The organism is Klebsiella sp. X13 (assembly GCF_003323835.1).
Classification (GTDB): domain Bacteria; phylum Pseudomonadota; class Gammaproteobacteria; order Enterobacterales; family Enterobacteriaceae; genus Klebsiella; species Klebsiella ornithinolytica.
The window spans coordinates 3,104,994-3,127,312 of the sequence record NZ_CP030874.1 but is presented as its reverse complement, the minus strand read 5'-3'; the positions used below and the strand labels follow the sequence as shown (position 1 = coordinate 3,127,312).

The 22,319-nt window shown below is 57.3% G+C and carries 23 protein-coding genes; 11 read left to right on the top strand and 12 right to left on the bottom strand.

What is annotated here, in order from left to right; all coding sequences use genetic code 11:
* The first annotated feature begins 117 nt into the window (after nt 1-117).
* The 5 genes from pgpB to yciH all read left to right on the top strand — a co-directional run bounded on the left by pgpB (nt 118) and on the right by yciH (nt 3,759).
* Nucleotides 118-885: a phosphatidylglycerophosphatase B gene (gene pgpB / locus DSD31_RS14845; RefSeq protein WP_004861047.1), complete on the top strand. Its 768-nt coding sequence runs from the start codon at nt 118-120 to the stop codon at nt 883-885.
* A 135-nt stretch (nt 886-1,020) separates the two neighbouring features.
* Entirely contained in the window at nt 1,021-1,329 is a 309-nt protein-coding gene (locus DSD31_RS14840; protein WP_004861050.1) for a LapA family protein, read from the top strand.
* Between the two features lie 6 nt (nt 1,330-1,335).
* Nucleotides 1,336-2,505, top strand: a complete 1,170-nt coding sequence (lapB, locus tag DSD31_RS14835) for a lipopolysaccharide assembly protein LapB (RefSeq protein ID WP_004861056.1) — start codon at nt 1,336-1,338, stop codon at nt 2,503-2,505.
* A 190-nt stretch (nt 2,506-2,695) separates the two neighbouring features.
* On the top strand, nt 2,696-3,433 hold the full coding sequence (pyrF, locus tag DSD31_RS14830) for an orotidine-5'-phosphate decarboxylase (RefSeq protein WP_004861062.1): 738 nt from the start codon (nt 2,696-2,698) through the stop codon (nt 3,431-3,433).
* Entirely contained in the window at nt 3,433-3,759 is a 327-nt protein-coding gene (gene yciH, locus DSD31_RS14825; protein ID WP_004861065.1) for a stress response translation initiation inhibitor YciH, read from the top strand. Before pyrF ends, yciH begins: the two co-directional genes overlap by 1 nt.
* Before the next feature lie 107 nt (nt 3,760-3,866).
* On the opposite strand, the gene osmB is transcribed toward yciH, so the two are convergent.
* From osmB to DSD31_RS14790, 7 genes are all read right to left on the bottom strand, one after another.
* The gene (osmB, locus tag DSD31_RS14820) at nt 3,867-4,085 is read right to left on the bottom strand and encodes an osmotically-inducible lipoprotein OsmB (protein WP_015584565.1); all 219 of its coding nucleotides are present in this window, start codon (nt 4,083-4,085) and stop codon (nt 3,867-3,869) included.
* 304 nt (nt 4,086-4,389) lie between these two features.
* Nucleotides 4,390-5,139, bottom strand: coding sequence for a DNA-binding transcriptional regulator YciT (gene yciT, locus DSD31_RS14815; protein WP_004861071.1), 750 nt, complete (start codon nt 5,137-5,139; stop codon nt 4,390-4,392).
* A gap of 72 nt (nt 5,140-5,211) precedes the next feature.
* The gene (locus tag DSD31_RS14810; protein ID WP_004861074.1) at nt 5,212-5,394 is read right to left on the bottom strand and encodes a YciZ family protein; all 183 of its coding nucleotides are present in this window, start codon (nt 5,392-5,394) and stop codon (nt 5,212-5,214) included.
* 192 nt (nt 5,395-5,586) lie between these two features.
* A complete protein-coding gene (locus tag DSD31_RS14805; RefSeq protein WP_004861077.1) occupies nt 5,587-7,521 on the bottom strand; it encodes an exoribonuclease II in 1,935 nt (644 codons plus the stop codon).
* A gap of 80 nt (nt 7,522-7,601) precedes the next feature.
* Nucleotides 7,602-8,759 (bottom strand): carboxymuconolactone decarboxylase family protein, encoded by a 1,158-nt coding sequence (locus DSD31_RS14800; RefSeq protein WP_004861081.1) that lies wholly within the window; start codon nt 8,757-8,759, stop codon nt 7,602-7,604.
* A gap of 267 nt (nt 8,760-9,026) precedes the next feature.
* On the bottom strand, nt 9,027-9,815 hold the full coding sequence (fabI, locus tag DSD31_RS14795; protein ID WP_004861084.1) for an enoyl-ACP reductase FabI: 789 nt from the start codon (nt 9,813-9,815) through the stop codon (nt 9,027-9,029).
* A gap of 220 nt (nt 9,816-10,035) precedes the next feature.
* Nucleotides 10,036-10,584 (bottom strand): HutD/Ves family protein, encoded by a 549-nt coding sequence (locus DSD31_RS14790; RefSeq protein ID WP_048024417.1) that lies wholly within the window; start codon nt 10,582-10,584, stop codon nt 10,036-10,038.
* A 216-nt stretch (nt 10,585-10,800) separates the two neighbouring features.
* Between DSD31_RS14790 and DSD31_RS14785 the strand changes: the two genes are divergently transcribed.
* The 6 genes from DSD31_RS14785 to DSD31_RS14760 are packed head-to-tail and all read left to right on the top strand — an operon-like array spanning nt 10,801 to nt 16,927.
* Nucleotides 10,801-11,658, top strand: a complete 858-nt coding sequence (locus DSD31_RS14785) for a transporter substrate-binding domain-containing protein (RefSeq protein WP_015584562.1) — start codon at nt 10,801-10,803, stop codon at nt 11,656-11,658.
* 12 nt (nt 11,659-11,670) lie between these two features.
* Complete coding sequence (locus DSD31_RS14780; protein ID WP_032717294.1) at nt 11,671-12,390, top strand: ABC transporter permease; 720 nt, start codon at nt 11,671-11,673, stop codon at nt 12,388-12,390.
* A 9-nt stretch (nt 12,391-12,399) separates the two neighbouring features.
* Nucleotides 12,400-13,131, top strand: a complete 732-nt coding sequence (locus tag DSD31_RS14775) for an ABC transporter permease (RefSeq protein WP_032717296.1) — start codon at nt 12,400-12,402, stop codon at nt 13,129-13,131.
* A 1-nt stretch (nt 13,132) separates the two neighbouring features.
* Nucleotides 13,133-13,927, top strand: coding sequence for an ABC transporter ATP-binding protein (locus tag DSD31_RS14770; protein ID WP_113991141.1), 795 nt, complete (start codon nt 13,133-13,135; stop codon nt 13,925-13,927).
* The gene (locus DSD31_RS14765; protein WP_113991140.1) at nt 13,924-15,444 is read left to right on the top strand and encodes an HAL/PAL/TAL family ammonia-lyase; all 1,521 of its coding nucleotides are present in this window, start codon (nt 13,924-13,926) and stop codon (nt 15,442-15,444) included. Before DSD31_RS14770 ends, DSD31_RS14765 begins: the two co-directional genes overlap by 4 nt.
* 55 nt (nt 15,445-15,499) lie before the next feature.
* Nucleotides 15,500-16,927, top strand: coding sequence for a purine-cytosine permease family protein (locus DSD31_RS14760; protein WP_004861109.1), 1,428 nt, complete (start codon nt 15,500-15,502; stop codon nt 16,925-16,927).
* Between the two features lie 30 nt (nt 16,928-16,957).
* Here the strand turns inward: DSD31_RS14760 and sapF are convergent, their stop codons facing one another.
* The 5 genes from sapF to sapA are packed head-to-tail and all read right to left on the bottom strand — an operon-like array spanning nt 16,958 to nt 22,243.
* Nucleotides 16,958-17,767 carry a peptide ABC transporter ATP-binding protein SapF gene (gene sapF / locus DSD31_RS14755; RefSeq protein ID WP_004861112.1) on the bottom strand — a complete coding sequence of 270 codons (810 nt, stop codon included), beginning with the start codon at nt 17,765-17,767 and terminating at the stop codon, nt 16,958-16,960.
* A gap of 1 nt (nt 17,768) precedes the next feature.
* A complete protein-coding gene (sapD, locus tag DSD31_RS14750) occupies nt 17,769-18,761 on the bottom strand; it encodes a putrescine export ABC transporter ATP-binding protein SapD (protein WP_004861115.1) in 993 nt (330 codons plus the stop codon).
* Nucleotides 18,761-19,651 carry a putrescine export ABC transporter permease SapC gene (sapC, locus tag DSD31_RS14745; protein ID WP_004861118.1) on the bottom strand — a complete coding sequence of 297 codons (891 nt, stop codon included), beginning with the start codon at nt 19,649-19,651 and terminating at the stop codon, nt 18,761-18,763. Before sapC ends, sapD begins: the two co-directional genes overlap by 1 nt.
* Nucleotides 19,638-20,603 carry a putrescine export ABC transporter permease SapB gene (gene sapB / locus DSD31_RS14740; protein WP_004861121.1) on the bottom strand — a complete coding sequence of 322 codons (966 nt, stop codon included), beginning with the start codon at nt 20,601-20,603 and terminating at the stop codon, nt 19,638-19,640. Before sapB ends, sapC begins: the two co-directional genes overlap by 14 nt.
* Nucleotides 20,600-22,243: an ABC transporter substrate-binding protein SapA gene (sapA, locus tag DSD31_RS14735; protein WP_004861123.1), complete on the bottom strand. Its 1,644-nt coding sequence runs from the start codon at nt 22,241-22,243 to the stop codon at nt 20,600-20,602. Before sapA ends, sapB begins: the two co-directional genes overlap by 4 nt.
* Nucleotides 22,244-22,319: the final 76 nt, after the last annotated feature.

Below are 22,319 nucleotides of genomic sequence, written 5' to 3'. Positions count from 1 at the left end.
CGCTATTTTGCCACAGTGGCGCGACGTTCTCCTAATTACGCACGGCTGCCTGCGCGTAAAGCGCACAAACGTACCACTTTCCGTTATGATAGTCGGAAGAAGAGATAAGGAGATAAGATGCTGTCGATCGCCAGACGAACCGCCATCGGTGCGGCATTGCTTATGATTATGCCCGGGGTGGTGTGGGTATCCGGCTGGAAGTGGCAGCCAGACCTTCCGCAAGCATGGTTAAAACTGCTCTACTGGGTGACTGAAAGCGTGACCCAGCCGTGGGGCATCATCACCCATACGGTTTTATGCGGCTGGTTTCTGTGGTGTCTGCGTTTTCGTCTGCGCGCCGCCGTGATGCTGTTTGTGATTCTGGGGGCGGCGATTCTGCTGGGGCAGGGCATAAAGTCCTGGATCAAAGAGCAGGTTCAGGAGCCGCGTCCTTTTGTGGTTTGGCTGGAAAAGAGCCGGCAGGTGCCTGTCGATCAATTCTACGCGTTAAAACGCAAAGAACGCGCTAAACTGGTGCATGAGCAGCTGGCGCAAGAGCAGGATATTCCTCGCTTCCTGCGCAAGCACTGGCAGAAAGAGACCGGTTTTGCTTTTCCGTCCGGGCACACGATGTTTGCAGCCAGCTGGGCATTGCTGGGTGTCGGACTGCTGTGGCCGCGGCGACGCTGGGTCACCATCGCCGCGCTGCTGACGTGGGCGACGGCCGTGATGGGCAGCCGGCTGGCGCTTGGCATGCACTGGCCGCAAGATTTGCTGGTCGCCACGCTTATCTCCTGGCTGCTGGTGACGCTGGCCACCTGGCTCACCCAGCGGCTGTGCGGCCCGCTGACGCCGCCGGGAGAAGAGGCGCAGGAGATTAAGACACGGACGATAAATCAGGGATAACGTTGATTTTCGCGCCTGACGGACGCATATCCTGACAGGGTGTCATGCTTTTCCATTTCACCGCTGCAGCGAAAATGATACTTTATAGGGCTGAACGCGGGATTTTTTCGCTCAACCCACAAAACGGGAAGTAGTGTGAAATATTTACTGATTTTCTTACTGGTATTAGCCATCTTCGTCATCTCCGTGACGTTAGGTGCACAGAATGATCAACTGGTCACGTTCAACTATTTGCTCGCGCAGGGTGAATTCCGTATTTCGACGTTGCTGGCAGTGCTCTTTGCCGCAGGGTTTGCTATTGGCTGGCTGATTTGCGGCCTTTTCTGGCTGCGGGTTCGCGTTTCTCTGGTTCGCGCTGAACGTAAAATAAAGCGTCTTGAACATCAGATTGCGCCAACCAACGCCGCGCCGGCCGACGCAGGTGTTCCTGCGGTGAAGGAATAATCATTTATGCTGGAGTTGTTGTTTCTGCTTTTGCCCGTTGCCGCTGCTTACGGATGGTATATGGGGCGCAGAAGTGCACAACAGTCCAAACAGGACGACGCTAACCGCCTGTCGCGTGACTACGTGACCGGGGTGAACTTCCTGCTGAGCAACCAGCAGGATAAAGCGGTGGATCTGTTCCTCGACATGCTGAAAGAGGATACCGGTACCGTTGAGGCCCACCTGACGCTGGGAAACCTGTTCCGCTCCCGTGGCGAGGTTGACCGGGCTATCCGTATTCACCAGAGCCTGATGGAAAGCGCCTCGCTGACCTACGATCAGCGGCTGCTGGCCGTGCAGCAGCTGGGGCGCGACTACATGGCCGCCGGTCTCTACGATCGCGCGGAAGATATGTTCAAGCAGCTGGTGGATGAAACCGATTTTCGCCTCAGCGCGCTGCAGCAGCTGCTGCAAATTTATCAGGCCACCAGCGACTGGCAGTCCGCCATTGATGTTGCCGAGCGTTTAGTGAAGCTGGGCAAAGAAAAACACCGGGGCGATATTGCCAACTTCTGGTGCGAGCTCGCGCTGCAGCAGATGGCGAACAGCGATATGGATAAAGCGATGTCGCTGCTGAAAAAAGGGGCCTCGGCTGACCGCAACAGCGCCCGCGTGTCGATTATGATGGGTCGGGTATGGATGGAAAAGGGCGATTACGCGAAAGCGGTAGAGAGCCTGGAACGGGTCATCAATCAGGATAAAGAGCTGGTGGGTGAAACGCTCGAGATGCTGCAGACCTGCTATCAGCAGCTGGGTAAACCCGATGAATGGGAGCTCTTCCTGCGCCGCTGCGTCGATGAAAACACCGGGGCAACCGCGGAGCTGATGCTGGCGCAAATTCTCGAACAGCGCGAAGGCGTGGAGGCTGCGCAGAGCTATGTTACCCGTCAGCTGGAGCGTCATCCGACGATGCGGGTCTTCCATAAGCTGATGGACTACCACCTTAATGAAGCCGAAGAGGGGCGCGCGAAGGAGAGCCTTGGCGTTCTGCGCAATATGGTGGGGGAGCAGGTCCGCAGTAAACCGCGCTACCGCTGTCAAAAGTGCGGCTTCACCGCCCACACTCTGTACTGGCACTGCCCGTCCTGCCGTTCGTGGTCAACGATTAAACCGATCCGCGGCCTCGACGGACAATAGTTTTTAAAACATCGCATTTTAGTTACAACATACTTCTCAGTTTTTAGCGTTTGCCCGCTTTAACGTCAGCGCTGCCATCGTCCGCCAGGCGGTAAAAGCAGCCTGTCAATTTCCCTTCATCGCAGGTAGAATGCTGCCCGTTTACCTTTTTTGCGCCAAAACGGCGCCCATCAACAATTAAGGTCTGGTCATGACGTCTACTGCTTCATCTTCGCCTCGCGTTGTCACATCCTCTCCCGTTGTTGTTGCGCTCGATTATGATAACCGCGACAAAGCGCTGGCCTTTGTTGACCGCATTGATCCACGCGACTGCCGCCTGAAGGTGGGCAAGGAGATGTTTACGCTGCTCGGGCCACAGTTTGTTCGCGACTTGCATCAGCGTGGTTTTGAGGTCTTCCTTGACCTGAAGTTTCATGATATCCCGAACACCACCGCGCGGGCGGTAGCCGCTGCGGCAGAGCTGGGTGTCTGGATGGTCAATGTTCATGCCTCTGGCGGTGCGCGAATGATGACCGCGGCACGTGAAGCGTTGCTCCCGTTTGGCCAGGATGCGCCGCTGTTGATTGCCGTGACCGTCCTGACCAGCATGGAAGCCAGCGATCTCCAGGATCTGGGTATTACGCTTTCTCCCGCCGATCATGCGGCAAAACTGGCGGCATTAACGCAGCGCTGCGGACTGGACGGCGTGGTCTGTTCTGCGCAGGAAGCGGCTCGCTTCAAGCAGGAGCTGGGGCAGGCCTTTAAGCTGGTGACGCCCGGCATCCGCCCGCAGGGCAGCGATGCCGGAGACCAGCGCCGCATCATGACGCCGGAACAGGCGCAGGCAGCTGGCGTAGACTACATGGTGATTGGTCGTCCGGTGACTCAGTCTGCGGATCCGGCGGCGACCTTACGCAGTATCAATGCGTCACTGAATAAGGGGGCATAATGACCGATTCTAATAGTCGTCTGGTGTACTCGACGGAAAGCGGCCGTATTGACGAACCCAGGGCGGTGGTTGAGCGGCCTAAAGGCGATGGCGTGGTGCGCATTCAGCGTCAGACCAGCGGCCGCAAGGGGAAGGGCGTATGTCTGATCGCCGGTATTGACCTGGATGATGATGCGCTGACAAAACTGGCCGCTGAGCTGAAAAAGAAGTGCGGCTGCGGCGGGTCGGTGAAAGATGGCGTGATTGAAATTCAGGGCGATAAGCGCGATTTGCTCAAATCACTGCTGGAAGCCAAAGGCATGAAAGTTAAGCTGGCCGGCGGTTAATAAACAACAAGGCCACGGTAAATGCCGTGGCCTTGATTCTTTGCCGGTGCGTAAGTCTGTAAGTCTACCGATGCGGATTATTTTTTATCGTTGATCCGGTTCAGGCCTTATTTACCAACCTGGTGACCGATAATCCCGCCAACCGCTGCGCCGCCCAGGGTCCCCAGCGCGCTGCCATCGGTTAATACTGCGCCGCCGAGTGCGCCCGCGCCTGCACCGATTGCGGTATTACGATCGCGTTTAGACCAGTTGGAACATGCGCTCAGAGACATTACTACGGTAACGGCCAGCACAGCTGCAGCCATTTTTTTGCTCATTGAAGTCATCATAATTTTCTCCTGAATAATCTATTCATGGATACAACTTCCTTAAAGCATAGCGTGATGCCGGGTTTTAAGGGCTATTCCATGAAACTTAAGTTGCGCAGGTGTTACTTTAATCACGCGGGTGATAGTCACTTCCTGTTATATCGCTAACATTAATTCTACTTTTTTTAAATTTTACCGGCAGGTAAAAACTCTTAATTGCGGGCTCGGAAAACTCTCAGACAGGGAGTCATGCGGTCTGCGCCCACATGAGTGGGCGGCGGGGGAAGAAAAACGCTGGGCGAAAAAGAGAGTCGGGATGAGTTCAGGAAAAACTGACAATATCGACGGTGAGCCCGCTTTCTGTCAGCTGCTGGCGCGCATCATCGTGCAGACTGCTGTCGGTAATGATGCGGCTAAAACGCGCTACCGGACCGAGCGGATAAGGGTGCACGACGCTGAACTTCGAACTGTCGCTCAGGACAATCGCCTCACAGCCCTTTTCAAGGACGGCATTGACTACATCCGCACGCATCATATCCTTGCCGGTAAACCCGGTTTCCGGCTGCCAGCCATCGATGCCAATAAACGCTTTGCTGAAGTGGACCTGCTGAATAAACTGCCGCGTGAGCGGACCGACCATACTTTCGCTGCGCTTCTGGTAGATTCCACCGAGCAGAATGACCTCCCCGGGCGTCTCTTTAAGCAGATGCGCAATATAGCTGCTGACGGTGATGATGGTAATATCGCCGCGCTCGGCAAGCGTACGGGCGAGAAGGGCGTTGCAACTGCCGTTTTCGATAAATACCGTCTCACCGGCGTTGACCAGCTCTGCGGCGCGCGTAGCCAGTTCACGTTTGATCGAGAAATGGGTCATCATACGGGTTTCGACATCTTCGCTATCCAGCGGTACGGCGAAACCATGAGTCCGGCGCAGATAGCTCTGCTTTTCCAGTAAATTCAAATCCTGACGAATCGTGACTTCAGAGACACCGGTCATTTTCGCGAGATCGGCCACGCTCATGCGGCCTTTATCGATGACCGTTTGCAAAATACTTTGTTGTCGGGCGTTCATAGCAACATCACAGTTAGGGGACTATTTTGGCTGACAATCGACATCATTGATCGATTGTGGCGATGTGGGCGATCAGATTTCCCAGGGCGCTTTAGGTTGGCCGGGTTTCGCTTCAGGCTCATCGGCAGAAAGCGCCTGAAGCTCCGCTTTGAGGATCTCCAGATTATGAATCGCAGAGTGATAATCTCCGGCAACCAGAATATCCAGCACGGTATCGATACGTTGGGCGAGCAGGCGGGCATTCAGATCAGACATAGCATTATCCTGGTTACAAAAACGAATGAAATCAATGATGCTAAAAACAGATGAAAAAGAGAAGAGAAAAAAACGCACAACGTAAATCATCTGCGATAGATAGTCAGGAAAACGAGGAAAAACGGGACAATATCAGACAACGCGGGGAAAAAATAAGCGGCCCCCGATAACGGGAGCCGCTGAAGACGGCTATCAGGCGAACGGACGCGCGATGACGCTGCGGGTTTCCATACGGACTTCGGCAATCTTGACGTCGATAACGTCAGTCACTTTGTAGACGGTTTCGCCTTTGATCTGCACGGTACCGTTTTCCTGGCTACAGACCAGCTCATCACGAACGGCGTGCAGGAACGGTGCCGGGATAAAGGCGACGGCGCCGTTATCCACCAGGCGAACGCGCATCCCGCCGCGGCTGATATCGATAATTTCCGCGGCATAGCGCGTATCGGTACCGGCCTGCGGGCTCAGATAACGGGCGTACAGCCAGTCACCAACATCGCGTTCGGCCATGCGGTTCAGGCGACGGCGCTCGGCCATCTGTACGGCAATCTCATCTTGCGGACGCGTTGCCGTTTCACCTTTGATGATCGCTTTCAGCAGGCGATGGTTAATCATGTCGCCATATTTACGAATCGGTGAGGTCCAGGTGGCATAGGCTTCAAGGCCAAGGCCAAAGTGCGGACCCGGTTCGGTGCTGATTTCCGCGTAGGACTGGAAGCGACGAATGCGGCTGTCGAGGAAACCCGACGGCTGGGCATCAAGCTCGCGACGCAGTTTGCAGAAACCCTCGAGGGTCAGCACTTCAACCGGATCAACGTGGACGTCGTGAGTCTTCAGCAACGTTGCCAGCTGTTCGGTGTTGGCCGGATCAAAGCCGGTATGCACGTTATAAACACCAAAGCCCAGCTTGTCGCGCAGAACGCGGGCCGCGCAGATGTTTGCCGCAATCATTGATTCTTCGACAATGCGGTTAGCGATGCGGCGCGGTTCGGCAACGATATCCAGCACCTCGCCTTTCTCACCCAGCACGAAACGGTAGTCAGGACGGTCCTTGAATACCAGTGCATGGGTTTTACGCCATTCGCTGCGGCGCAGGCAGACATCCTGCAGCAGTTTGATCTGTTGAGCGATAGACTCGCTCTCAGGCTGCCAGCTGCCGGTATTTTCCAGCCAGTCGGAGACGTTGTCGTAGGCCAGCTTGGCTTTTGACTCAATAGTCGCGGCGAAGAATTCGATATCGTCTTCAATCGTGCCGTCAGCCGTCAGGATCATGCGGCAGGCGAGGACCGGACGCACTTCGTTGGCGCGCAGAGAGCACAGGTCGTCAGACAGCTCGCGCGGCAACATCGGGATGTTAAAGCCCGGCAGATAGTTGGTGAAGGCGCGAATTTTTGCCGCTTTGTCCAGTTTGCTGCCTTCGGCAATCCAGGCGGTCGGATCGGCGATAGCGACGGTCAAATGCAGCTTGCCGTCGGCGGCGGCTTCGACATACAGCGCATCGTCCATATCTTCGGTGCTGGCGCTGTCGATGGTGACGAAGTCCAGCGCCGTTAAGTCACGACGTTCCAGACCTTCATCCAGCAATTCGGTCGCCACGCCGTCCGGGGCTTCTTTTTCCAGATTGTGGCGAGCCAGCGTGACCCACCACGGAACGAAATGATCGTCGCTGAAGGTAATAAACTGGGTTAATTCGGCATAAAAACCGCGGTCGCCTTTCAGCGGATGACGGCGCATTTCAGCAACGGCCCAGTCACCCTCTTTAAAATCATGGCTCACGCTACGGTCGGCGCGGCAGGGAATAGCGTCTTTCAGCAGCGGATGATCGGGAACGATGGACAGTCGGTCATCTTTCTTATGCACTTTACCGACGAAACGGGTCAGGAAAGGTTCAATCAACTCTTCCGGCTCGGCGCTTTCACGTTCTTTTTCAGTGTGGATCACGGCGCTGATACGGTCGCCATGCATCACTTTTTTCATTTGCGGCGGCGGAATAAAGTAGCTTTTCTGCGCATCAACTTCGAGGAAGCCAAAACCTTTTTCCGTCCCCTTCACGACCCCTTCAACACGAGGAGTCTGGGAATGCAGTTGCTGTTTAAGCTGCGCTAGCAGCGGGTTGTCCTGAAACATAATTAGGTATTTTCGTGGCTAAAAGAGCGGCTGACATTTTTACGCGATAATGCCTGTTGCAGCAAGCGATGTTTGGCATTTTACGTCTGTTGACGAACGATGCCGAGGGCGATTTTCAGACGATTCATCCAGCCACACGCTCCGCTCCACGCCAGAATATCGATAATCTGCGCATGGGAAAGCCCCTGTTCAGCGAGGGGCGTTAATTGCGCCGCGCTGAAACGGTCGGGCGCCCGGGTCAAAAGCTGTACCGCCTGCAAGATGACGCGCTCGGTGGGATGGCTTGGTTCCCAGGCTTCTGGCGTACGCTCATCGTGGCGTAATGCATCAGCAAGCTGCGGGGAAACGGATCCGCTTTCGGCCCAGGCGTTAAAACAGCTGGCGCTACCGTTGATGCGCGCGGTCATCAGCGCCACCAGCGAAGCAAAAGGCTGATTTACGCTTAATTGGGTGAGTAATTGATGCTGGGCTTTGAGTATTGTTTCGTGGGCTGCAAGCAGCGGCGCCAGCCCGGACAGGCCAGGATGCGGTAGCCAGTCGGCCAGCAGCACCTGGCGTTCGTCATTGGCATAGCGGAGATCGGTATCGTTGATGTCGGGTGTCCAGGTCAGCTGACCGATCGTAAAATCGTCTGCCGGCGCATCTTCCTGCTGCGGCATTCCCGGCATCCAGCGCACCGGAAAGCCGAGGCCGGCGTGAAACGCGGCAATTGCGCGCGCCTGGAAACCGACAAAACCGACAATCTGATTAATGAGGATCATATCGCGGCTGGTTAACCCGACCTCATCCAGCTGGCTGCGGGAAAGGGTGTTAATGACCGAAGGCGAACCGGCCAGCTGGCGGGCATATTGGGTCATTTGCGCCAGTCGGCGATTGCTCTCACGTGAAGAGTCCGGTCCCGGCAGCGGCGCCAGCCGGGCGGCATAGTGATTACACAGTCGCTGCACGCCATACACCTGAGCGACGGTCAGCGCAGTGCTCAGTCGGTCATAAGCGCTAACGGTTTGTAAGCGATTGACGACGACGGAGGCAGGGAAGAGCGCGTCGGCCAGACATCGCGCTGGCGTCAGCCAGCCCGCATGGGCGTGAAGCCACTCTTCCGGTAACGTCAGATCGAGTAAAAAGCGATCTTCGACATGGGCGGCTTCAGGGACGAGCGGCAGCACATCCACCGGGCAGATTGTTGACTGGGTTTCATGATACCAGTGGTTTTTGCCATACACGCGGCGTTGCTCCATGGGCGTTCCTTGATCGGTATGTGGCGAGCCGCACTTCCGTCGGCCATATATGCATAACTATCCTGGCGTAACCCTGGAGCGGGAGAAAATATTGATACGTGCTAACAAATAGCTGTTTGGAATAACAGGGGTGAATGTAGGTTTCTGGAATGCAGGAAATGCAGGAAATGCAGGAAATGCAGGAAATGCAGGAAATGCAGGAAATGCAGGGAAGAACGGGATGCCGCGAAGGCAATCCCTCCTCACGGGGTGAGGAGGGAAAGGAACTTATTTCAGTTCCAGCTCGTTCATTGCCGCGATGCTGAAACCGCCATCGACGTGAACGACTTCACCGGAGATACCGGCAGACAGGTCGGAGCACAGGAAGGCTGCGCTGTTACCCACGTCTTCGATAGTCACGGTACGGCGAATCGGGGTAACCGCTTCGCAATGCGCCAGCATTTTACGGAAATCTTTAATGCCGGACGCTGCCAGCGTACGGATTGGACCCGCAGAGATGGCGTTAACGCGCACGCCTTCCGGACCCATCGCGTTTGCCATGTAGCGCACGTTCGCTTCCAGAGACGCTTTTGCCAGACCCATAACGTTGTAGTTAGGAATCGCACGCTCTGCGCCCAGATAGGAGAGCGTCAGCAGCGCGGAACCCGGGTTCAGCATACCGCGGCAGGCTTTCGCCATCGCCACGAAGCTGTAGGCGCTGATATCGTGAGCGATTTTGAAACCTTCGCGGGTGACCGCGTTGACGTAGTCGCCGTCCAGCTGGTCTGCCGGTGCGAAACCGATTGAGTGAACGAAGCCGTCAAATTTCGGCCAGACTTTAGTCAGTTCAGCGAACAGAGAGTCGATGCTCTCATCTTCAGCCACGTCGCACGGCAGTACGATGTCAGAACCCAGTGCCGCGGCAAATTCTTCCACACGACCTTTCAGTTTTTCGTTCTGATAGGTGAACGCCAGTTCAGCCCCTTCACGGTGCATTGCTTGCGCAATACCGTAGGCGATGGACAGTTTGCTGGCAACGCCAGTGACCAGAATGCGCTTACCGGAAAGAAAACCCATAGCTTTAATCCTTATCGTTATTGCTTATTTTTACTTTAACAATCATGGGGTTAAGGTTGTTATTTCAAAATAACTCAAATTTAGCCGAGAATTATATCCCACTGACGACCCCTTGTGTCACGATATTTTCGTGCCTTAACACGTAATGACGACCAGACACACTCCAGTATATCACCGGATATCAGGCTCGTTTTACGCCTCTTGCCCGGCGTTGTGCGGGCTAACGACGGGTTATACCGGTCAGCAAAAGCCGGGCATCAGGCGAGAGTGGAATCAGGGCCCCGGGCGACTGGCTCTGCCACCAGAGCCCTGAGCGCGCGTCATAGCGTTCGCCGGCAAGCTGCCAGCATCCCTGAAGTACCCAGGCGATGCCTTCGTTACCGGGATGCTGTTCACCGGAGACCACGCTGACCTGCGCAGCCGCGCGGGTGCGTTGCGTCATAATGTTAAAATCCAGCCCCGGTGCGGAAATGCCTTCGCTACCCAGCGCCCATTCGCCGGAAAATGCCCACGGCTCCCAGCGTCTCAGATGATGATGAATCCCCTCGCCGCGAAGCCAGAGCGGCTGGCCCTCAATTAAGGTAATGACCCGGTCAATGCCGCTGAACCGGGAAAACGGTCCGTCGTGCTCCAGCGTGGCAATGCTGGCTCGCCACAGAAACGGGGCATCGGCGTCAGGCGAGGGCACGCTGACAATTTCGCGGGTTTCGCCGCCGCCGTTTTTCCACGGAGTCCTCGGCAGGGAAGAGAAGTTAAAGGGAGTTATCATCGCAGTTTCACCATCGCCTTGTCGCTTTGTGTAAAGTTTTAGCTACACGCAATTTTCAATTCGATTACAAATTATTTACAGTGCAGCTCACAAATCCATCATCAGGAGGGTGTGCTGATTTGTCAATGCTTGTATATACATGCTCTGTCATCTGAATTTTACGTCCGGCTGGCACCGCCAGAGCGGCATGACTTAAATGAAATCAGGAGAATTATCATGAAGCAGAGCATCACTTTTCGCCAGGTCTGTCTGACAACCCTGTTTTCAGGACTTTTGCTCTGCGGCAGTACGGTCAATGCCAAAGAGTGGAAGTCCATCACCATCGCAACGGAAGGGGGTTATGAACCCTGGAACCTGACGCTGCCGGGCGGCAAGCTCAGCGGCTTCGAACCAGAACTGATGGCTAATCTCTGCCAGCGCATGGGCATTGAGTGCAAGCTGGTGGTGCAAAACTGGGACGGGATGATCGCCGGACTCAACGCCGGGAAATACGATGTGATTATGGACGCCATCGTCATCACCCCGGAAAGAAAACAGGTGGTCTCCTTCACGGTCCCCTATGCCGCAACACCGGCGTCATTTATCGCGGTAAAAGGCACGTTGCTGCCGCCGGCGACCGGAGCCAACCACACCATCAAGCTTAACGATGATGAAAAAGAGATTCAGGCGGCGATTGCGCCATTAAAAGCGGCCCTGAAAGGAAAAACGATCGGTATCGCTTCCGGCACCGTTTATACCCCGTTCATCGACAAATACTTCAAAGATGTGGCCGATATTCGTGAATACAGCAATTCAGCGGACGCTATTTTGGATCTCCAGGCCGAACGTATTGATGCCGTCTTCGACGATATTACCTTCGCCAACACCACCCTTGCGCGTCCGGAAAACAGCAACCTCAACTTCAGCGGCCCGCAGCTGAGCGGCCCCATCTGGGGCGAGGGCGAAGCGATGGGCGTTCGTCACGCTGATGTCGATTTAAAAGCGAAGCTGGATACCGCGATTCAGGCCGCGCTGGCGGACGGAACGGTGAAAAAGCTGAGCGAAAAATGGTTTAAAAGCGATGTCACGCCATAAGTGAGGTTGAAGATGCTTAGTCTGCTGAGTTTTGGTGAGAACGGTTGGGGAACGCTCATCCTGAGCGCGACGCTGACCACGCTGCTGCTGTCTCTCGCCGCGTTAGCGGTCGGCGCCGTGGTCGGCGGCATGATTGCCGCAGCAAAGCTGTCGCCACACGCCCCCGTGCGCTGGTTCGGCTCCGCCTATTCGGTGGTATTCCGCGGCATTCCTGAGCTGCTGGTCATTTACCTGTTCTATTTTGGCGGGTCTGGACTGGTCTCGGCGATTGGTCAGCTGTTTGGCGCCGACGGCTTTATCGAGGTCCCGCCGTTTCTGATTGGCTCGCTGGCTATCGGCTTAATTTCCGCCTCTTATCAGGCTGAAGTTTACCGCGCGGCGCGCCTGGCGCTGATGCCCGGTGAAGTCGAGGCGGCATCGGCAATCGGCATGCCGCGCTGGCGGATTTTTCAGCGCATCATGCTGCCGCAGATTGCCCGCTATTCGCTGCCTGGGTTGTCAAACGTCTGGCAGATGAGCCTTAAAGATTCGGCGCTGGTCTCGGTGACGGGGATTGCGGAGCTAATGCGCGCCAGCCAGATCGCCGCTGGCTCCACCCGCGAATACTTCCTGTTCTATGTGATTGGCGGCGGCTGCTACCTGATACTCACCCTGGTGTCCAACCGGGCGTTTATTCGGGCGGAACTTCGCCTGAATCGCGCCTGGCTGCGCCGTACCGCGGCTCAGGCTTAAGGAGAATTTATGTTTATCGACGTTGCCTTTCTCAGCGATACCTTCCTCAAGCTCTGTGCCGCGCTGCCGGTCACGCTGGGGCTGTTTATCTGCTCCTTTCTCTGCGGCGGCGTACTGGCGGTGGGGGTTCTGGCGCTGCGCATGAGCCGCTGGCCGCTGCTCAGCAATGTTGCCAAAGGTTACATTCTGGTGTTTCGCGGTTCGCCGCTGCTGATCCAGCTGTTTCTTATCTATTACGGGCTGGGGCAGTTTGGCGTGATTCGCCACAGTTTTCTGTGGCCGCTGCTGCGCGAGCCGTTTATCTGCGCGGTGCTGGCGCTGGCGCTGTGTACCGCCGCCTACACCGCGGAAATCCTGCGCGGCGCGCTGCTGGCGGTGCCCTCTGGCCAGATTGAAGCCGGACAGGCATGCGGGATGTCCCGTTTTCTGCTGCTGCGCCGCATCATCGCCCCGGTGATGCTGCGCTATGCGCTGCCGGCCTACTCAACCGAGGCGATTTTGCTGGTGAAATCCACCGCGCTGGCCAGTCTGGTGACGGTGTGGGATGTGACCGGCGTGGCGCAGCAAATTATCCAGAGAACCTACCGGACGATGGAGGTCTTTCTCTGCGCCGCGGTTATCTATTTGCTGCTCAACTTTATCATCGTACAGCTTTATGCGCTGCTTGAGCGTCGTCTGACGCCGCATACCCGGCAAACCCCGGCCACCGTCGCACTCAAACCGGCCGCCAAAGGAGAATAGTATGCACGATCCCCGTCCCGTGACGCTGTCCGTCAGCGATATCCATAAATCCTTTGGTTCACTTGATGTGCTGAAGGGAATTTCTATCCAGGCGCAAAAAGGCGATGTGATCTCGATTCTGGGCGCCAGCGGTTCAGGTAAGAGTACGCTGTTGCGCTGCATCAACCTGCTGGAAACACCCGATGCGGGCGTGGTCAGCGTGGGGGGTGAAACCATTGAGATGAAACACCATGCGCACGGCCACCGTTTAGCGGCCAACCCTAAGCAGATCGAACGTCTGCGTTCGCGGCTGGGGATGGTGTTCCAAAGCTTTAACCTGTGGTCGCATATGACGGTGCTGCAAAACGTGATTGAAGGGCCGCATTACGTCCTCAAACGCAGTAAGCAGGAGTGCATTGAACAGGCGGAGCAGCTGCTCGATCGCGTCGGCATGCTGAACCGCAAGGATTTTTACCCGGCCCAGCTTTCCGGAGGTCAGCAACAGCGCGTGGCGATAGCCCGGGCGCTGGCGATGGATCCGGAGGTGATGCTCTTTGATGAGCCGACGTCGGCGTTAGATCCGGAACTGGTGGGCGAAGTATTAAAAGTGATGCGCAGCCTGGCGGAAGAGGGGCGCACGATGCTGGTGGTCACGCATGAGCTAGGCTTTGCCCGCCATGTCTCCAACCGCGTGGTGTTTATGCATCAAGGCACGATTGATTGCGACGGTGCGCCGGAGGCGCTGTTCGGCGCGCATGGGTCGCCGCGTTTTCAACAGTTTATTTCCAGCCATCACCAACCAGGACAATCCGTATGAACCAACAGGTGCTGTGGGGCGACGCCCCGTTATGCTGGCAGGAGGTTGTGCAGGTCGCCAGAGGCCAGGCGCAGCTGGCGCTCAGCGCCGGCGCCTGGGAGCGCATCGCACAGGGGCGAGCGATTGTTCAGCATATTATCGACGCGGGGCAGATAGCCTACGGGATTAATACCGGCCTCGGAGCCTTGTGCAATATCACTCTGCCTGAAGAGCAGCTGAGCCAGCTATCGCGCAATACGCTGTTGAGCCACGCCTGCGGCGTCGGCCCTCTGCTGGACGACGCCCAGACGCGGGCCATTATGTGCGCCGCCGTCGCCAACTACAGCCATGGTAAGTCCGGGATTTCCTGCGCCATCGTGCAACAGCTGCTCGCCTTCCTGAATCAGCAAATCACGCCGCAGGTGCCTTCGCAAGGTTCGGTGGGCTATCTGACGCATATGGCGCATATCGGCCTGGCGCTGATGGGGATCGGCGAGGTGAGCTGGCAGGGGCGGGTGGTTCCTGCTGCCGAAGCGCTGGCGCAGGCGGGACTATCCGCCATTTCGCCGGGGGCAAAAGAGGGATTAAGCCTGGTCAACGGGACGCCGTGTATGACCGGAATGGCCTGTCTGGCCCTCGACGACGCCAGCCAACTGCTGGACTGGGCCGACGTCACCGGTGCGATGAGTTTTGAAGCGCTGCGCGGACAGATCGTGGCGTTTGACGCCGAGATCCTGGCATTGAAGGCCAGTCCTGGCATGCAGCACAGCGGCGCCCGATTACGCCAGCTGCTGGCCGACAGTCCACTGTTGAGCGCCAGCCAGGGGATACGTACCCAGGATGCGCTCAGTCTGCGATCTATGCCGCAGGTACACGGCGCCTGCCGCGATCAGTTCGATCATGCCGAGCGGCAAATTAACACCGAGCTGAACGCCTGTACGGATAATCCCTTGATTCTCGGCACCCTCGAGAACTGGCGAGTGGTATCGCAGGCGCATCCGCATGGGGAATCGGTCGCCATGGCCTGTGATGTGCTGGCGATTGCGATGGCCGAACTGGGCGCGATTGCCGAGCGGCGTCTGGATCGCCTGGTCAACCCGTTAATCAGCGGCCTGCCGGCGTTCCTGGTGGCCAAACCCGGGGTGAACTCCGGGATGATGATCGCCCAGTACGTCGCGGCCTCGCTTTGTGCGGAGAACAAGCAGCTGGCGCAGCCGGCGGTGCTTGATAATTTTGTGACCTCGGCGCTGCAGGAAGATCACCTGAGCCTCGGGACCGGCGCGTCGCTCAAGCTACAGCGCCTGCTGGCCAACCTGTATCAAATTATGGCGATCGAGTATCTGCTGGCTGCTCAGGGGCTGGAGTTTCATGCTCAGGACATGCTGGCAGCCGGCACGCGTCACGCGCTGGCGCTGCTGCGACAGCGCGTGACGACATGGGAAGACGATCGCTGGCTGGCGCCAGAAATCGCCAAAGCGGTGGCGACCATCAAAAGCCATCGGGCTGACTGGATGGCATCGCGCCTGAACGGTCAATAGCAACAGAATAAGAAAATAAAACACAACAATAACAATAATCTATAGCGAGGAAACGATGTCTTCTTTTTCACCAGCCGACCGGCAGTCAACCCAGCGCGAACAGGGGTTAACGGAAACGCGGTCGATCGATTATATTCCTGACCGCGAACGCCACGGGCATCCCTTTAGCCAGTTTACGCTGTGGTTCGGCGGTAATCTGCAGATTACCGCCATCGTCACCGGTGCGCTGGCGGTGGTGCTGGGGGGCGATGTTGTCTGGTCGCTGATTGGGCTGTTGGTGGGGCAGGTGCTTGGCGCGGCGGTGATGTCCCTGCATGCGCTACAGGGGCCGCGCCTGGGGTTGCCGCAGATGATCATCAGCCGGGCGCAGTTTGGCGTGTTTGGTGCCGTGGTGCCGCTGGTGCTGGTGTGCGTGATGTATGTCGGCTTTTCGGCCAGCGGTACCGTACTGGCCGGTCAGGCAATGGCAAGGCTGCTGTCGATCTCTGACGTGGCCGGCATGTTGTTGTTCAGCGCGATTATTATTGTGATTGCCGTGCTGGGCTATCGGGTCATCCATAAGCTGGGCAAAGTGGCGAGCGTGGTCGGGGTGCTGGCGTTTGTCTATCTGTTCGTGACGCTGCTGCTGTCCGCCAATCTGCCGGCGATCGCGCAAAATAACCATTTCTCACTGCCGATGTTTTTACTGGCCGTGTCGTTATCATCGTCGTGGCAGATTGCATTCTGCCCCTACGTTTCCGATTACTCTCGCTATCTGCCGCGCAATGTCTCGGGCGCGAAAACGTTTTTGTGCGTCTTCAGCGGTACGGTGCTGGGGACTCAGGCATCGATGACGCTAGGCGTTCTGACGGCGGCTATCGCCGGCAGCGCGTTTTCCGGCCATGAAGTGAGCTTTATCGTCGGGTTAGGCAAAAGCCAGCTGATGGCGATGGTGATTTACTTTGCGATCTGCTTTGGCAAAATCACCTTTACCACCCTGAACGCCTACGGCAGCTTTATGTCGCTGAGCACCATCGTTTCCGGATTTCGCCGTCAGGCTTCGCTGTCGAAGCGGGCGCGTATTCTCTTCGTGGTGCTGATGGTGGCTATCTCATGCGTGATTGCGTTGTTGAGCGAGCCGGCGTTCTTAAAGAACTTCACCCATTTTCTGCTCTTCCTGCTGGCGTTTTTCGTTCCGTGGAGCGCCATCAGTCTGACCGACTACTATCTGATTTCCGCAGGCGCCGTGGATATTCCCGCGCTCTCCGATCCGCAACAGCGTTACGGATACTGGAACATCTACGCGATTGTCGTTTATGTGGCCGGCGTGCTTATCCAGCTGCCGTTTATTGAGAACCCGCTGTATCACGGCTCGCTGACGTGGCTGTTTGCCGGCAACGATGTCTCCTGGATTATCGGCTGGTTCGGGACCGGGGCTCTTTACTACGCGCTGCGTCGTTTTGATCGTCGCGTGCTGCCGACGCAGAGCGTGTTCCCGGACTAGGGCCGATGGAGCTGCTGCCGGCGCGGACGGTTATTTACCGTCTTTGCGCCAGGCATCGGCGGTCAGCGCCTCGCCAAAGTGGCCGGCAATCAGACGTCGGGTGAGGTCGTGCAGCGGTGACGCCAGCACATCGGCAGTACTGCCGCGCTCGACGACCTCGCCCTGATGCATCACCAGAACCTGGTCGCTGATATGCTTCATCATCCCCAGATGCTGGGTCACGTAGATATACGAAATCCCCTGTTTCTCCTGTAACTCCAGCATCAGGTTGATCAGCTGCGAACGCATCGACATATCCAGCGACGCCAGGGCTTCATCACAGATGATCACTTTCGGACGCAGAATCAGCGCGCGCGCGAGGCCCAGACGCTGCTTCTGGCCGGGAGCCAGCATATGCGGATAGTAGCTCACGTGGTCCGGCAGCAGGCCGACCATTCGCAGCGTCTCAATAATCTGCTTCTCCCGCGCCTCTGGTTCGAGGTCGGTATTCAGGCGCAGCGGGAAGTCGAGGATCTGCGAAATACGCTGCCGCGGGTTCAGCGAGGTCGACGGGTCCTGAAAGATCATGCGGATACGCTGACTGCGGAAAGAGTAGTCGCCAAACGTCAGCGGATGATCGTCAATCAACAGCTCGCCGGATGTCGGTTCGATCATGCCCGCCAGCATTTTCGCCAGGGTCGATTTTCCTGAACCGTTCTCGCCGATAATCGCCAGCGTCTGGCGTTCGCGCAGCGTAAAACTGAGCGGTTTCACCGCTTCCACCATCTGACGACGAAACCAGCCGGTACGGTAGCGAAAGGTCTTACTCAGATTACGGACTTCGAGCAATGTTTCGACCATTTCACTCTTTCTCCATGTTTAGCGGGAAATGACAGGCGTACAGATGCGTTCTGGCTCCGGTCAGGCGCGGCGTTTCAATGCATTCACGCTGCGCGTAGGGGCACCGCGGTCCAAGACGGCAGCCGATCGGCAGCTGCTCGAGCAGAGGGATGGCTCCCGGCAGCGTATTCAGGCGGCTTTTATGCGGGAGCGCGCTGCCAAAATCCGGGATCGCGCGGATTAATGCCTGGGTATACGGATGATGAGGCGTTGTCACCAGCTCTTCGCTGGGCGCCGTTTCTACCGTTTGTCCGCAGTACATGACATTGATTTTATCCGCCCATTTGCTGAGCATCTGCATATCGTGGCTGATCAACAAAATGGTGGTGTTATTGTTCTGATTCAGACGCGTAAGCAGGCGGATGATTTGCGCCTGGGTTGTCGGTTCCATGGCGTTGGTCGGCTCATCGGCGATCAGCAGACGCGGCTGGTTGGCGAGGGCGATGGCAATCATCACCTTCTGACACTCCCCGTCGGTTAATTCGTAGGGAAAACTGCGCATGGCGTCTTTGTGATCTTTAATCCCGACACGATGCAGCAGTTCGATGGCCCGGCGTTTTCGCCAGCCGATACGCTGCCACCAGCGGCCTTTAAAGGTCCAGCCGGGGATATTCTGCATTAACTGCAGGCCGATACGCTCCGACGGATCGAGACAGGACTGTGGCTCCTGAAAAATCATCGACACGTTGTGGCCAATCAGCTTGCGGCGTTCGCGGCTGGAAAGGCGTAAGAGATCGATATCATCGAAACGCATACGGTCGGCGGTGACCCGCCAGTTGTCTTTGGTGACGCCACAGATCGCTTTGGCAATTAAACTTTTACCGGAGCCGGATTCGCCCACCAGGCCGCGAATCTCACCTTCCGCAAGGGTCAGGCTGACGCGGTCGACGGCTTTGACCCAGCCCTCGTTGGTTTTGAACTCAATGGTCAGGTTGCGGATATCAAGTAACGGCATTATTCCACCCCGGCGATAATGGCGCGGCGGATCCCGTCGCCCAGCAGGTTGACCAACAGGACGCTAATCATAATCGCCGCACCGGGCAGCATTACCGTCCATGGCGCGACGTAAATCAGCTCCAGCGCGTCGCCCAGCATCGCCCCCCATTCCGGGGAGGGAAGCTGGGCGCCGAGGTCGAGAAAGCCCAGGGCAGCGATATCGAGAATCGCCATGGATAATGCGCGGGTGATCTCCGTGACCAGCCCGGAGGCGATATTCGGCAGCACCGCAAACCAGAGAATATTTAATGTCGACGCGCCGTCGAGACGGGCGGCGATGACGTACTCTTTTTCCAGCTCATCATGCACCATGCTGTAGACCGAACGCACGATACGCGGCAGCAGCGCCAGCCAGACGGCGAACATCGCGTGGCTCAGATGCGGCCCGGCGAAAGCCACGACAATAATGGCCAGCAGCAGCGACGGAATCGACAGCAGGGTATCGAGGATATGGTTCAACATCGCCGACAGTAGGCCATGGGTTGAGCCGGCGACGACGCCGAGCACCAGGCCAAACAGCGTCGCCGCGAAGGTGACGACAAAAGCGCCGCCGACGGTCGGCGCCGCGCCGCTCAGCAGACGGCTCAATACATCGCGACCGAGATCGTCGGTCCCGAGGAAGAACGACACTTCGCCATAGCGCGACCATGACGGCGGCAACAGCTGGTAGCCAAGAAACTGCTGATCGATACCATAAGGGGCAAACCAGCCGCCGAAGACGCACAGCAGCACCAGACCCGCGCAGCCGTACAGGCCGATCATCGCAGTCGTGTCGCCGTAGAATTTTCGCCAGACGGTACGCAGCGCCCCGGGCGGACGCTTTTCCAGATACACACTATCGTAGGGCATACCATTCCTTATGTTTCAGCGGGTTAGCCATCGCACCCAGAATATCTGATATCACGTTGACGGTAATCACCAGTGCGCCAATGACCATCACGCCGGCCGAAATGGCGGCGTAATCCTGCTGGCGAATCGCGTTTATCAACCAGCGACCGAGCCCCGGCCAGCTGAAAACCATTTCAGTGATCATCGCCAGGGTCAGCATGGTTGAAAACTGCAGCCCAAGACGTGGGATCACCGGCGGCAGAGCGTTGTGCAGCACGTGGCGGTGTAAAATCGTACGTCGCGACACGCCGCGGGTAGCCGCCGCCTTCACGTAGTTGGTGTCATACACTTCGCTGGTGCTGATGCGCATCAGGCGGATCACTTCGGTGGTGGGGGCGACCGCCAGCGTCAGTACCGGCAGCACCATATGGCGAACGGCGCTGACGATCATCTCATGGCGCCACGGCGAATCGGACAGCCAGGCGTCAATCAGCGCAAAACCGGTAACCGTTTTCACTTCGTACAGCAGGTCGAAGCGCCCGGAGACCGGGAACCAGCCGAGGGTCAGAGAGAAAAAGAGCGTCAGCAGCAGCGCCAGCCAGAACACGGGAATCGAGAAGCCAAGCAGCGCGAGGGCGCTGATCAGCGTATCGGGCCACTTGTTGCGCATAATCCCCGCCAGCATACCGACGGGGATACCCACCAGCAGCGCGAAGCCAAACGCGAGGATACACAGCTCCATGGTGGCAGGGAAAACCTCTTTCAGCTGTTCGGAAATCAGCTGACCGTTAATGCTGGAGACCCCGAAGTCCCAGTGCAACAGCCCGCTGAACCAAAACTGCCAGGCGTTCCACAGCGACGCGCCCTGCAGCGGGGCGTGGGGGGTAAAATAGCTCAGGCTGAAACCGACGAAGGTCAGGAAAAAGAGGGTGACCAGCAGCAGCAGCAGGCGGCGCAGGGTAAAAATAATCATGGTTTTTTCACCTCGTCTTTTTTCTCCCGCGAGACGCCCGCAAAGGAGGCGTTGCCAAACGGACTCAGTATCAGACCTTTCATATCATAGCGGTAGGCCTGCAGACGCAGCGATGACGCCAGCGGCAGCACCGGCAGGTCGCGGGCCAGGATATGCTGCGCCTCTTTATAGGCTTCAATGCGCGACGCCAGCTGCTGCGAGCGCAGGGCCTTTTGCAATACCTCGTCAAATTCGCGATTGCACCAGTGGGCGAAGTTGGTCTGTGAGGCAATGGCCGCACAGCTCAGCAGCGGGCGGAAAAAACTATCCGGGTCGTTGCTGTCCGTGGCCCAACCGGAGAGCGTCAGATCGTGGTTCATGTCCATCAGCCTGGCCTCCTGGAAACGGCCTTCGACCGGTACAATAATCACCTTCACGCCAATTTGCGCCATGTCCGCCTGAATCAGCTCGGCGGTTTTCAGCGGGCTGGGGTTCCAGGCCTGTGAGCTGGTGGGCACCCAGAGCTTGAGCGTCAGCTTTTCCAGCCCCAGCGCTTTGAGCCGCTCGCGCGCTTCTTTTGGATTGTATTCGGTAATTTTAGCGTCGTTATCGTAGGCCCACGAGGCGCGCGGCAACATCGACGCGGCGGTTTCCGCCGTACCGTAATAAATAGACTGCATCAGGCGTTGGTTGTTGATAGCCAGCGCCAGCGCATGGCGAACTTCCGGTTTATCCAGCGGCGGCCGGGCGGTATTGAACGCCAGCCAGGCGATATTCATTCCCGGGCGTAGCGTCAGACGCAGACGGGGATCGTCGCGTAAAATGGTCAACTGGCTGGCGGCAGGCCAGGCCAGAACGTCGCACTCCCCGGTGAGCAGTTTCGACAAGCGGCCGGTACCGCCGGAACCGAGGTCGACCACCACCTGCGGCATCAGCGGTTTGCCGCGCCAGTAATCCGGATGGCGCTGCAGGCGCACGTATTGCCCGGCGCGGTACTCTTCCAGCTGGAACGGACCGGTACCGACCGGTTGACGGTCAAGCTGTTCCGGCCGATCGGCTTTGGTCAACTGCGCGCCGTATTCCGCAGACATGACCGACGCATAGTGGGTGGCCAGGTGCCAGAGGAACGAGGCATCCGGGCGCTTCAGGCGAAATTCGACGGTTTGGTTGTCCAGCTTACGCACGCTTTCGACGCTGTCGGCGAACTGTAAGCTGTCGAAATAGGGGAAGCTGCTGCCGTTGACGCTGTGCCACGGATCGTCACGGTTAAAAATACGACTGAAGGTGAAAATCACATCGTCAGCGTTAAAGGCGCGGGTGGGTTTAAACCAGGATGTCGACTGGAAAGGGACGTGGCTACGCAGATGGAAGCGGTAAGTCGCGCCGTTATCCAGGACTTCCCAGCTTTCGGCCAGCTCAGGGACCAGACGGTAGGTATAGGGATCGACATCCAGCAGGCGATCGTACAGCTGGGCGGCTAACGTGTCGACAATCAGACCGCTGCTGACTTTCTGCGGGTTAAAGGTATTAACCTGACCGCTGACGCAGTAAACAAAGCCGCTATCGCGAATATCGGCATTCGCAGGCAGCGTGGGCGCGGCAACAGCCTGCCCGCACAGCAGCGATGCTACCGCCAGGAGAGAAGATATTTTCAGGCGCATAATGTTTTTATGATGATAGAGCGGTGCTCTATCTTATTAATATTGAATGACATATTCCATCACCTTCAACGCTCAC